Source organism: Duganella zoogloeoides (assembly GCF_034479515.1).
GTDB lineage: Bacteria > Pseudomonadota > Gammaproteobacteria > Burkholderiales > Burkholderiaceae_D > Rugamonas > Rugamonas zoogloeoides.
The window spans coordinates 2,706,601-2,719,884 of sequence record NZ_CP140152.1; the positions used below are offsets into that span (position 1 = coordinate 2,706,601).

Sequence of the window (13,284 nt, forward strand, 5' to 3'; positions counted from 1 at the left end):
ATGTACGCACGCCCGCAGGAAGGATTTTCATGGCGCCGCACCAGGGTGAACAGAAGTACGTGGCCAGGTTGCCGACCATACGCTCCCAGCTCTACAGCCTGGTCTGGGCCTGCGCCTTGCCGGCCATCCTCGGTATTGCCCTGCTGACCAACAACTTCATCGTCCGCGAACGCAAGACCATCCAGCAAGACACGCTGATCACCGCCCGGGCCCTGATCCAGGCGGTTGATCGCGACCTCAACACCGGCATCACGGTGGCCCTGGCGCTGGCCAACTCGCCCAGCATCGACAGCCGCGATTTCGCCGCCTTCTACCGCCAGGCCACCGACGTGCTGCGCCCGGAATTCCCCGGCTATAACTTTGTGCTGCACGATCGCGATTCGGTCCAGCTGCTCAATACCGCCCGTCCTTACGGCGAGGTGTATCCCGATCCGTTCAGCGCGGCGCGCATCGCCCAGGTGTTCAAGACCGGCAAGCCGCTCATTTCCAACCTGTTTTATGCCGGCGCGCTGAAACGCCCGCTGGCGGCGATCCACGCGCCGGTGATCCGTGATGGCAAGGTGGTGTACGTGATCTCGGTGGCTTTCGTGCCCGAGCGCCTGGGCCAGGTGCTGCGCGAGCAATTGCTGCCGGCCGACCGCGTGACCGGCATTTTCGACGCCAACGGCATGCTGGTGGCGCGTACCCATGACCCGGAAAAATACGTGGGCCGGCCAGTCTCGCCCACCTTGATGTCGCGCTTCCGGCTGCGCCAGGAAGACGCGATCGAGGCCACCACGCTGGAAGGCATCCCCGTGTATTCTATGTACAGCCGGTCGTTGCAAAGCGGCTGGTCGGTGGTGATCGGCGTGCCGCGCAGCGCCGTGTATGCCGCGGTGTTCGAATCGATCACCTGGATCATGGCCTTCCTGGCGGCGGTCACCGCCGCCGGCTTCGGCGTGGCCTGGCATTTCGCGCGCAATATCGAAGGTTCGGTGCGTTCGCTTACCACGGCGGCGATGGCGCTGGGCGGCAAGGCGCGCCAGGGACCGGTGCCGCCGGCTGCGTTCCACGAGGCGGCGCAGGCGCTCGACACCCTGCACGGCGTGGAGTCGGAACTGCTGCGCTACCGCCACCACCTGGAAAACCTGATCGAACACCGTACCCGCCAGCTCGAATCGGCCATGCGTGAAGCGCAGGCGGCCAACGCCGCCAAGGACGTGTTTGTCGCCAACATGAGCCACGAGCTGCGCACGCCGATGAACGCGGTGCTGGGCGTGGCGCACCTGCTGGGCCGCACCGGTGTTTCGCCGGAACAGGCGCGCTACCTGGACATGATACGCACCTCGGGCCAGTCGCTGCTCGGCATCCTCAATGATATCCTGGACCTGTCCAAGATGCAGGCTGGGAAGGTAGAGCTGCACCACGCGCCGTTCCGCCTCGACGACGTGCTGCACGCGGTGGCCACCATCATGAGCGTGAGCGCCGGCGACAAGGATCTCGAACTGGCCATCGGCGTCGAAGGCGACGTGCCGCGCCACCTGGTCGGCGACGCGCTGCGCCTGCACCAGGTGCTGGTTAACCTGGCCGGCAACGCCATCAAGTTTACCGAGCGCGGCGAAGTGTCATTGACGGTGTCGCGGCTGCCGGCGCCGGGCGGCGCCAGCCTGCTGCGCTTCGCGGTCAGGGACACCGGCATCGGCTTGAACGAAGAGCAGGTGGCGCGGCTGTTCTCGCCATTCACGCAGGCCGACCTGTCCACCACGCGCCGTTTCGGCGGCACCGGGCTGGGGCTGACCATTTCCAAGGGCCTGGTCGAATTGATGCAGGGGCAGATCGACGTACACAGCATGCCGGACGCGGGCAGCGAGTTCCGCGTCACCGTGCCGCTCGGCGTCAGCGACGCCACCGATACCGTCGATGCCGCGCAGTCCATCGCTCCGCTGCACCTGCTGCTGGCCGATGACAACGCCACCAGCCGCCACTGCATCGCCCAGGCCATCGCCGCTGCCGGCTGGACTTGCGACGTCGCCGCCGACGCGCAGGCGGCGATCGCGCTGCTGCGCAATGGCGCCGTGTACGATGCGGTGCTGGTGGACTGGCAGATGGCCGAACTGTGTGCCCTCCAGCCCGAGATCAGGGCGCCGCTGGTCTGCATGCTCAACGCCTACGGCCGCGACCTGGTGGCCGAAGACATGGCCAACGCCCGCATTGCCGCCTGCCTGGCCAAGCCGGTGACGGCGGTGGGCCTGCTGGAGGCGGTGCAGGCCGCGCGCGCCCTCGGCCAGGAGCCGGCCGCACCGGACGATAACGCCCAGCCGGCGCTCGCTGGCGTACGCATCCTGCTGGTGGAAGACAATCCGATCAACCAGGTGGTGGCGCGCGGCCTGCTGGAACAGGCCGGCGCGCGGGTGGCGGTGGCCGAGAACGGCGAGGATGCCGTCACGCAGCTGCGCCGCCTCGATTGCGACCTGGTGCTGATGGACGTGCAAATGCCGGTGATGGACGGCTTTACCGCCACCCGCATCATCCGCGAAGAACTGCGGTTGTCGCTGCCGGTGATTGCCATGACGGCCGGCGTGATGGCCAGCGAGCGCGAACAGTGCATCGCGGCTGGCATGGACGACTTTATCGGCAAGCCGATCGACGTCGAACAGATGTTCTCGATCCTGGCGCGCCACCTGGGCCGCGCCGCCCCTGAGCGATAACCAAAAGCGCGCCTGCCATGCGCTTTTGTCATAGCGCGAATTCTTCCATAGCTTATCTGTTTTAGTTCGTTTTATATCGCAAGCGAGACGAATATAGTGCGGATTATGACTTCCGTATCTATAGACTCCGCCCGCGCGCAGCTCCTCGGCAGCGAATTTCGCCGCAGTTATGGCTGGCTTACCGGCGCCATGCAGCGCCTGGTGGGCTCGCGCCACGATGCCGAAGACCTGGCTGCATCGGCCTTCACAGAACTGGCGCTGGTTGACGACATCGCCGTGGTGCGCCAGCCGCGCGCACTGCTGACCACCATCGGCCGCCGCCTGACGTGGGAATTCTGGCGCCGCCGCGACCTCGAGCGCGATTACCTGGCCCAACTGGCGCTAACGCCCGGCCATTGGCATGCTTCACCCGAAGATGTTTGCATGGCGGTCGAGGAACTGGTGCGCATCGACGCCGCGCTGGCCGGCTTGAGCGCCCGCGCGCGCGAAGCCTTCATCCTCAGCCAGTACGAAGAACTCGGTTATGCCGAGATCGCGGCGCGGCTCGGGGTTTCCGTGAGCATGGTCCGCAAATACATCGCGCAAGCCTTGCTGGCCTGCTGCGGCAACGCATGAGCACTGACGCCACCGGCCTGGCCTGGCGCCAGGCCGTGGAATGGGAGGCACGCCTGCGCGACGGGCAGGCCGCCGCTGATGCTGGTATCGATAACGATGGGCTGCGCGACTTCGCCCGCTGGTATGCCGCCAGCGCATCGCATGCGCAGGCTTGGGACGCCTTGCAGGAGCGCCTGGCGCGCCTGGGCGGCCGCACCGGTGCGACGTTGTCCGGCGGTGGCCCTGATGCGGCCATGGCGGCGGCCTTGCGCGCGCCTTCCGATGAACGCCGTAGCGCACTGCGCGCCGCCTTCGGCCTGTTGGTGGTGGGCGTGGGCGCCTGGGGCGCGCGCGCCGGCTATCACCAACTGGGGCTGGACGCCGACTGGCGCGGCGCCGTCGGCCAGCGCGGCCGCGCCACGCTGGCCGACGGCACGGCGATGGCCTACGACGCCAACAGCCGTATTTATCTACAAAGCGGGACCGGTGCTGCCGGCACGGCAAGCCTGCACCTGCAGCGTGGCCAGTTGCTGTTGACGCCTGGTGCTTTGGGCGCCAGGGCACCATTGACCGTGGCCACCGCGCACGGCGTGGTGCAGGCCGACGGCGCCGAGTTCACGGTGGGCCGCCTGCGCGCGCGCAGCGTGGTGGCCGTGCGTTCCGGCAGCGCCATGCTGCGTCCCGATGGGCATGCCGCGCTGCGGCTGCAAGCCGGCCAGGCCTGCTACTTCAACCGCGATGGCGCCCGCGCCAGCGACCTGTCGTTCGCTGCCGTCAGCGGCTGGACGCGCGGCGTGCACGTGGCCGACCGCGCACCGCTGGCCGAGCTGCTGGACGTGTTCGGCCGCTACCGGCCCGGCATGCTGCGCGCCAGCGACAGTGCGGCCGCACGGCTGGTGAGCGGGGTCTTCCGCCTGCACGATATCGACGCCGCCTTGCGGCAATTGGCGGAGGCTTTGCCGGTGACCGTCACGCGGTATGGCCGCTATTTGACGGTGCTGCGCTGACCGGGTCGCGCTGACCGGGGCACGCTGCCCCCCGAAAAATTATTTTCAACCGGCGCTGACGCTTTTGCATTCTCGTTGCACATGGGTTTGAAGCGTCTCAGCGGAGGCGCACTACACTGTGAGGCAGCTCGTGAACAAGACTTACCAACTGGCCCTGCTGGCCATTCCAGCAGCGATACAATTGCTGGTGGCGCCGGCCGCGCTGGCGCAGGAACAAGCCAGGCAAACCTACCAGCTGGCCGGCGCGCCGCTCGACAAGACCCTGCTGCGCATCGCCGCCGACAGCGGCGTGGCGCTGGCCTACGATCCGCGCTTGCTGGAAACGGTGCGTTCAGCGCCCGTCAACGGCACCTACAGCGCGACCGAAGCGATCCGGCGCGCGCTGGAAGGCACCGGTTTCGAACTGGGCGCCAGCGGCGGCACCCTGACCATCCGCCGCGCGGCGCCGCCGCCGGCCACCGTGCCGCCGGTCAAAGTCCTGATGGCGCCGGTGGCCTTGCGCGCGCCGGCGCACGCCGAGTCGGCGCCGGCTGCAGCGGTTGCGCCGCCGCCCGGCGGCGAGGTGCTGGCCCGGGTGACGGTGAGCGGCAGCCGGGTGGGCCGCTTCGATGAAACCACCGACGATCCTCAGCGGGCGCCCACGTCGTCGTACCGCGTCACCGGCGACCAGATCGAAGAGCAGAACCTGACCACGCTGGAAGACTTGCAGCAGCTGGTGCCCGGCCTGGTGATCCAGAGCACCGATCCGTCGGACACCCAGATCACCATCCGCGGCGTGGGCGACGGCGGCGGCCAGGCCAGCGGCGACGCCAATATCGGCATGCCGAGCAGCGTGGCGATTTACGTCGATAATGTGTACCTGGCCCGCGCCGGCATGCTCGGTAACGGCCTTGGTGACATCGCCTACGCCGAGGTGCTCAGTGGCGCGCAAGGCACGGCGTTCGGCGCCAACGCCACCGGCGGCGTCTTGAATATTCACACGCGCGCGCCGTCGGCCACACCGGAGGCATCGACGTCGTTCTCGGTTGGCCAGAACGGCTACCGGCGTTTTCGCGCCATGCTGTCCGGCCCCCTGTCTGAGCACTGGTCCGGCCGCCTCAATACCATTTATAGCAACAACGACGGCCCGGTCACCAACCTCCGCAACGGCCACAAGCTCGGTGGCGGTTCGAGTTCCGGCCTGCGCGCGCAAGCGCTGTACACGCAGGGCGATGCGTTCAGCCTGCGCCTGTCGGCCGACTACAGCATCAGCAACAGCGCGCCCACACCGGTGCTGCTGGCCACCAATGTGTTCAGCGGCACGGACGGCTATGTCACCCGTTCGCGACTGATTGGCAACAACATCGTGTTCGGTCCCAATGTCGATCTCGACGACGAGAACAGCATCCATGTGAAGCAGGGCGGCTTGTCGGCAGTGGCGCAGTGGAAGTTCGGTAATGGCTACAAGCTGCGCTCGGTGTCGTCGGTGCGCTCGTTCCGGTCCGCGCCGAACATGGCCGACGGTTTCAGCGTCAACATCTACAACAACACCGGCACCGCCGTGCGCGACCGCACCTGGTCGCAGGAATTCCGTCTCGATTCGCCGGTGGGCGAGCGCTTCGACTACGCGCTGGGCTTGACGCACCTGGGCCAGAACATGGACACCGTGGCCCACACCCGTTATGGCCCCGGCCCGCTGCCCGGCATTTACCTGGCCTCCGCCACGTACAACAATCTCGACGTGATCCGTCTCGGTACGCTGCGCGACCGCATGGTATCGCCGTACGCGCAAGGCACCTGGCACATCGCCCCGGACTGGGACCTGACCGGCGGCGTGCGCGTGAACTACCAGGAGAAGGGCGGCCAGTTCGTGCGCTACAACCGGGTGGCGTTCAATTCCGGCTACCTGAAGGAGTACCACACGCTGCCATCTGGCACGCTGGTGCTCAGGCATACATTGAATGACGACTGGAGCAGCTACCTGGCCGCGTCGTACGGCGAAAAATCGGGCGGCCTGAATATCTCGGCCGGCGCGGCGCGCCAGGCGGGGTTGGACTCGCTGTACGTCAAGCCCGAGAAAACCCGGACCGTGGAACTGGGCGTGAAGGGCGCGCTATGGAACGACAAGGTGTCGCTCAAGGCCGACATCTTCCAGACCGAGATCAGCGATTTCCAGACCCAGGGCTACAACCCGGACGACCAGCAAACCTACCTGATGAACGCCGGTACCTTCCGCTCGCGCGGCTTTGAAGTCACCGTGCGCACCGCGTTCACCCGCAACTTCACGATCGATCTGGCCGGCGTGTATAACGACGCCCGCTACACCGATTACCGCAACGCGCGCTGCGCGCCCGAGGTGACGCTGTCGCCACGTCCGCCGGCATCGTGCGACCTGACCGGCGCACGCGTGTTCAACGCACCGAAGGTGACCTGGAACGCCAATGCGCGCTACGGCTGGCGCACCGAAGGCGGCCTTGATAATTTCGTTAGCGCCCGCTATGCCTATCGCGGCGACATGTTCGGCACCGTCGATAACTCGGCGCTCACTCGGGTGAGTAGTTATGGCCTGGCCTCGTTTTCGGCCGGCACCGGTGGTAAGCTGGAACGGGGAGACTGGAGCGCATCGCTCTGGATTAACAATGCCTTCGACAAGCGGTACTACCGGCGCGTAGGCGCCGGCGACTACGGCACGGTCTGGGGCTGGCTGGGTGAAGCGCGCACGGTTGGCGCGACACTGACATACAAATACTAGGTAAACAGTTACGGAGCAGGCAGGCATGAGTGCATCATTCGAGCGTCGTCAATTCATCAAACTGGCATCGTTGCTGACCGGGGGCGCCGCGGCGCTCACCCAGGCATCGAACGTTGTCGCCGCCACCGCGCCGGCCACGGTCGATCGCGCCGGCCGCGCCGGGCCGCCGCAACTGGGCGAAACCCCGTTGCAGTGGCTCGAAGGCCAGCCCGCCAGCTTTGGTGGCGCCACCTGGGGCGTGCCATGGCCGCAAGGCCGCATTCCGCGCGACGCCGGTTTCGAATTGCGCAGCGCCGGTGGCGCTGTGCAGCCGGTGCAATCGTGGCCGCTGGCCTATTGGCCGGACGGCTCGCTCAAATGGTCGGCGCATGCGCTGCCGCCGGACGCCAAAGGCGGCCTGCCGCAAGCGGGCTACAGCCTGCATCCGCTGGTCGGCGACGCCGCCAAAGCGGTCAAGCCCGGCGCGCCGCTGGCCAAGGAGAGTGCCGGTGCGATCGAGATCGATACCGGCGTGCTGCAATGCTCGCTGCCACGTTCGGGCGCGGTGCTGGTCACGGCCATGAAACGCAACGGCAAGCAGCTGCTGCGCGACGGCCGCTTGGTGCTGCTGGTCGATGGCGCGCTCGATGACGAGACCCGGGGCGCCAGCCGCCGCGCCTATGACGGCGCCATCGACAAGGTGACGCTCGAGCAGAACGGCGCGCAGCGCGTGGTGGTGCGCATCGACGGCAGCCATCGCCATGCGGACGGCGCCACCTTGCTGCCGTTCGTGGTGCGCCTGTATTTTTATAAAAATTCCGACGCGGTGCGGCTGGTGCACACGTTGGTGTACGACGCCGATCCGGCCAAGTCCTACATCCGTGGCGTGGGCCTGCGTTTCGGCGTGCCGCTCACCAGCGAATTGTATGATCGCCATGTGCGTTTCGTGGGCGACAATGGCGGCGTGTTTGCCGAAGCCGTCAAAGGGCTGACCGGCTTGCGCCGCGACTCGGGCGCCGCCGTCTATGATGCGCAGCTCAATGGCCGCGCGGTGCCGCTGGCGCAAATGGGCCCGCAGGTTAAAAAGGGTCTGCAATACATTCCGGCGTTCGGTAGCTACTCGCTGTTGCAATCGCACTCGGACGGTTTCTCGATCAGCAAGCGCACCAGCGCGGGACACGGCTGGATACACGCGGCCAGCGGCGCGCGTGCTTCCGGCACCGCGTACGTCGGCGCGCCTGATGGCGGCGTGGCTTTCGGCGTGCGTAATTTCTGGCAAAGCTATCCGGGCCAGCTCGACATCCAGGGCGCCGAGACCGCGCAGGCGACCGTGACCATGTGGCTGTGGGCGCCCAACGCGCCGGCCATGGACCTGCGCTTCTACCATGACGGCATGGGCGAAGATACCCACGAGAAGCAGCGCGACGCGCTCGACATCACCTACGAGGATTACGAACAGGGCTTTGGTACGCCGCTGGGCGTGGCCCGCACCAGCGAACTGCAATGGCAGCTGCTGGCAGCCACGCCGTCGAACGAGGACCTGGTGTCGATCAGCCGCCGCATCCAGTCGCCACCGCTGCTGGTTGCCAGTTCCGAACGGATCTACCAGGCGAGCGTGTTCAGCGATTACTGGAGCCCGGCGGTGGCGCAACCGGATGCCGCGCAAGCGAAGCTGGCAAAGCAGCTGGCGTGGAGCTTCGATTTTTACCGCAACCAGGTCGAGGACCGCAAGTGGTACGGCTTCTGGGACTTCGGCGACGTGATGCACACTTACGACAACCAGCGTCACGTGTGGCGTTACGATGTCGGCGGCTATGCCTGGGACAACTCGGAGCTGAGCACCGACATCTGGCTGTGGCACTATTACCTGCACACGGGCCGCGCCGACGTGTTCCGCATGGCCGAAGCCATGACGCGCCACACCGGTGAAGTCGATGTCCACCATATCGGTCCGTTCGCGCCACTGGGGTCGCGCCACAATGTGCAGCACTGGGGCGACAGCGCCAAGCAGCTGCGCATCTCCACCGTGATCAACCGCCGCTTCATGTATTACCTGACCGCCGACGAACGCATCGGCGACCTGATGATGGCGCAGACCGATGCCGTCAACCGCCTGCAAACGGTGATCCCGGGCCGCAAGATCGGCCAGGTGGCGCCCACCGTCGATCCGGAAAACCATGCCAGCGTATCGTTCGGCACCGACTGGGGCGCGATTGCCGGCGCGTGGTTTACCGCGTGGGAGCGCAGCGGCCAGCCCGAGATCCGCGACAAGCTGCTGCGGTCGATGGCCAGCATTGCCGCCCAGCCCGAAGGCTTCCTGGCCGGCGGCGGCACCATGAACCTGCGCACCGGCGCCTTCATCGTCGAGAAGGAGCGCAAGATCAGCGTCTCGCACCTGAGCGCTGTGTTCGGCCTGCCGGAAATTTGCAGCGAATTGATACGCACCGTACCGCAGCCGGCGTTCCGCGACGCCTGGCTGCGCTACTGCCGCCTGTACAACGCCACCGAGGCGCAGCAGAAGGCGGAGCTGGGCCAGAGCCTCGGCAAGCTCAACCTGGGCCAGGGCCACGCGCGCCTGCTCGGCTACGCCGCCGTGCAGTGGCAGGATCCGGCGCTGCTCAAGCGCGCCTGGGCGCAGTTCTACGAGGGCAAGGCGGGGCTGGTGGACAAGGACCTGGTATCGCGCCGCGTCAAACCGCCGCTGGTATTGCGCGAGATCGAGGAAGCGCCGGCCATCTCCACCAACGCCATCGCCCAGTGGGCATTGGGGGCAATGGGCATGGTGGCGCTCGACGCCATCGGTCAGACCGTGGTGGCGGACGATTTCCAGCGCTTCGATCCGCGCGCGTGGGCGGTGGAGGCGGAAGCCGGCAAGCCTGAGCAGGCGGCATTCGTGTCGTCGGGCGCATTGATACTCGATGCCGAACGCGGATTGACGGTATGGCTGCGCAAGCAGCTGATCGGCCACTACGAAATCAGCTTTACCCGCACCGTGCTGGCCGAGGGCAAACCGCACGAGCGCCTGTCCGATCTGAACTTCTTCTGGGAGGCGCAACTGGGCAGCGATCCGTTTACTCGCTCCGGCAAGCTGGAAGACTATGACAAGGTGCCGATGTTTTACGCCGGCATAGGCGGCAACACCAATACCACCTCGCGCTTCCGCACCTACGACGGCACCGGTGAACGCAAGCTGCTGCAAGAGTACCTGGCGCCGGAATACCTGTTGAAAGCCAACCAGCCGTACCGCATCCGCATCGTCGCAGACGCCAAGGGCACGCGCCTGTACGTGGACGACCGCGAGTGGTTCAGCGCCCCGGGCCCGCAGGCGGGCGGCGGCTACTTTGGATTGCGTACCACGCAGTCGCGCCAGAAAGTGGAGAACTTCCAGGTCCGCCGCATCGCCTGATTGGCCTCACACAGCTTCGGGGCAGGTGCCGACATTTGGGCAGGAGCTCAGCCATATAGTTGCCGAGCCTGTGTCCGAATGTCGGCACTGACCCCGAAGCTCTGACCCCGAAGCTCGAAGCTATTGATGGAGGGTGGCGATCAATTGTTGCAGGTCGTCGGCCAGCTGGTTGGCGAGGCCGGTGATGGTGTCGGCCTGGCCGGATTTCAGTTCGTGCTCGAGCGCTTGCGCTATTGCGGCTACTGCGCCGGCGCCGACGTAAGGTGCCGTGGCTTGCAGGTCGTGGGCCAGCCGCTGTAATGGTGCGTGGTCGCCGCATGCTGCGGCGGCACGGATGATCGACGGCGCGGCTGCATATTCGCGCACAAAGCTGCAGATGCGCAGGTCCAGGCTGGCGCGCTGCCCGCCTGCGAGACGCAGGGCGCGGTCCCAGTCGAGTCCGGGCGCTTGCGGCAAAGGGACATTGGGCGCCGCACTCACGCTTGTCTCGTTCACCGGCTCCGATGAGGGACGGCGCTGCGCCCAGGCCTGCGGCGCAATCCATCTGGCCAGCGCTGCAAACAGCTGGTCCGGGTCGATCGGCTTGGTCAGATGATCGTTCATGCCGGCGGCCAGGCTTTTAGCGCGGTCGGCGGGCAGGGCGTGCGCGGTCATGGCGATGATCGGCAGCTTGTCGTAGCGCGACAACGACCGCAGGCGGCGCGTGGCGGCCAGGCCGTCGAGTTCCGGCATCTGCACATCCATCAGCACCAGGTCGTAGTCGCCCGCCTGCACCATGCGGATCGCTTCCAGGCCGTTGCACGCGACATCGACCTGCAAGCGCGCGGCCGTCATGAAGTCGTGCGCCACTTCGCGGTTGTTGGCGTTGTCGTCCACCAGCAGGATGCGTGCGCCGGCCAGCGCTGCCGCGTCGAACCTGGGCGCCGCAGCCGCTGCCATCGTGGCCGCGCCAGCAATGCCCAAGCGTACCGTGAAGCTGAAACGGCTACCCACGCCGGGTGTGCTGCTGACCTGGATGTCGCCGTCCATCAACCGCACCAGCTGCTGGCAGATACTGAGGCCCAGGCCGGTGCCGCCGTATTTGCGGGCAATGCTGTCGTCGGCCTGGGTGAATGACTGGAACAGGCGCCGTACCTGCTCCGGGGTCATGCCGATGCCGGTGTCGGCGACGGTAAAGCGCAGCACCACGCTGTGGGCGGCACGGGCCACCAGGTCCACCGTCACAGATACTTCGCCGCGCTCGGTGAACTTGAAGGCGTTGCCCACCAGGTTGATCATCACCTGGCGCAAGCGCAGCGGATCGCCGGCCAGGCGCGTGGGCACACCGGTTTGCACCCGCGTGTTCAAGGTGGCAGTCCCCGTGGCCGCCAGCGGCACCAGTGGTTCCAGCACGTCGGCAAGGTCGAACGGCACGTGCTCGAGGCGCATCTTGCCCGCTTCGATGCGGGAAAAATCGAGGATGTCGTTGAGCACCGCCAGCAGGTGTTCGCCGGCGCCGAGGATCTTGTCGAGATAGTTGCGCAGCCTGGGGTCGGGTGCGGTCGTCAGGGCCAGCCGGCTCATGCCGATGATGGCGTTCATCGGCGTGCGGATTTCGTGGCTCACGTGGGCCAGGAATTCCGACTTGGCGCGCGTGGCTTCCTGCGCGCGCAGCATCGCCAGCTCCATGTCGCGCGTGCGCAGGCCCAGGATGCGCATGAACAGCAGCATGTCGAAGATGTTCCCGAACTGCAGTGCGTGCATGGTCCAGAAATTGGCCGCCAGCGCACCATTGATCACCAGGCTCAATACCACCGAGGTCGAGAAGCTGACCGACCAGCCCAGCAACAGGTAGACGCCCACCGCATCGCCGCGCCGCGCGCGCAGGTAGGCGCCGGGCAGGCCGATCAGCATGGGCATGATGCCCAGCGTGCTGACGATACCCACCAGTGCGCCGACGCCGATCAGGTCGGTGGCGTAGGCCACGGCCGCCACCACGCACAGCGCGGCGCCGCCTTTCATCAGGCGGCTGAACAGCCGGTCCTGGCCGGGCCGGGCCAGCACCTGCTCGACGAACAGGTAGGCGCCGCAACTGGCGGCCAGCGCAAACAGGCCGCCGGCGTGGATGCTCATCCAGACGCTGTTCTGCCACAGGTACTGGTTGCCGAGGCCGAAAAACTCCACCGAAAACAGCGTCAGTCCGGCCACCATCAGCGCGAATTTGCCGAACAGCGGTTCGCGCAGGTTCTGCCACTGCGCCAGGCTGTAAATCAGCAGGCACACACATAATCCCAGCAATATGCCTTGCAGCATCTGCTCATCGAGCGACTCGGCGTGGAAGGCGGCAGGGCGCGACAGCCGCACCGGCAGGATCATGGCGCCGATGTTTTCCACCCGTAGCAGCAGCACGTGGCTGGCGCCCGGCGCCAGTTGCAGCTGCGCGGCCGGCACCCGCGTGCGCGGCCCGTGTTCGGCCACCGGCTGCAAGTTGCCGGTGACGATGTGGCGTTCGATGTTGCCATTGGTGGCCACGTACACGTCCACCCGGTTGACCACCGCGTAGTCGATGCTGAGCACCCAGTGACCGCTGCTGTAGGCCGGCACCGCGACCGGGATGCGCAGCCAGACCACGTCCTTGTGCACGCCAAGCGTGGCCTGCGCGGACGCGGGCGCGGCAAAGCGGCGTGTCTGCGCCAGGGCCTGTTCCGGCGTGATGGCGCCGCCCGGGTCGGTCATCACCGTCACCGCCGGCCAGGCGTCGATGACGTCGCGGCCCGAATCGAGTTGCAGCGGTGTTTGCGCCAGCGCCAGTACCGGCATCCAGAGCAGCATCGCCAACCACGCCAGCAGCCTGCGCCAGGCGGGCAGGGAGAATGAGAGTGTTGGCGTGGACATTGCGGG

Annotated in this window: 6 protein-coding genes; 5 read left to right on the forward strand and 1 reads right to left on the reverse strand. The window is 66.8% G+C overall.

From position 1 onward, the window contains the following. The first annotated feature begins 29 nt into the window (after positions 1 to 29). From SR858_RS12025 to SR858_RS12045, 5 genes are all read left to right on the forward strand, one after another. Complete coding sequence (locus tag SR858_RS12025) at positions 30 to 2,687, forward strand: hybrid sensor histidine kinase/response regulator (protein ID WP_019921033.1); 2,658 nt, start codon at positions 30 to 32, stop codon at positions 2,685 to 2,687. 105 nt (positions 2,688 to 2,792) lie between these two features. Continuing rightward, positions 2,793 to 3,302: a sigma-70 family RNA polymerase sigma factor gene (locus SR858_RS12030; RefSeq protein WP_040377582.1), complete on the forward strand. Its 510-nt coding sequence runs from the start codon at positions 2,793 to 2,795 to the stop codon at positions 3,300 to 3,302. After that, positions 3,299 to 4,288, forward strand: coding sequence for a FecR family protein (locus SR858_RS12035; RefSeq protein WP_019921035.1), 990 nt, complete (start codon positions 3,299 to 3,301; stop codon positions 4,286 to 4,288). The genes SR858_RS12030 and SR858_RS12035 overlap by 4 nt, the downstream gene beginning before the upstream one ends. Before the next feature lie 130 nt (positions 4,289 to 4,418). Next, on the forward strand, positions 4,419 to 7,019 hold the full coding sequence (locus SR858_RS12040; RefSeq protein ID WP_019921036.1) for a TonB-dependent receptor domain-containing protein: 2,601 nt from the start codon (positions 4,419 to 4,421) through the stop codon (positions 7,017 to 7,019). Between the two features lie 25 nt (positions 7,020 to 7,044). Next, complete coding sequence (locus tag SR858_RS12045; protein ID WP_019921037.1) at positions 7,045 to 10,404, forward strand: exo-rhamnogalacturonan lyase family protein; 3,360 nt, start codon at positions 7,045 to 7,047, stop codon at positions 10,402 to 10,404. A gap of 120 nt (positions 10,405 to 10,524) precedes the next feature. Here SR858_RS12045 and SR858_RS12050 read toward each other — a convergent pair whose 3' ends face one another. Further along, the gene (locus tag SR858_RS12050) at positions 10,525 to 13,278 is read right to left on the reverse strand and encodes a hybrid sensor histidine kinase/response regulator (RefSeq protein ID WP_322534574.1); all 2,754 of its coding nucleotides are present in this window, start codon (positions 13,276 to 13,278) and stop codon (positions 10,525 to 10,527) included. Positions 13,279 to 13,284 lie beyond the last annotated feature (6 nt).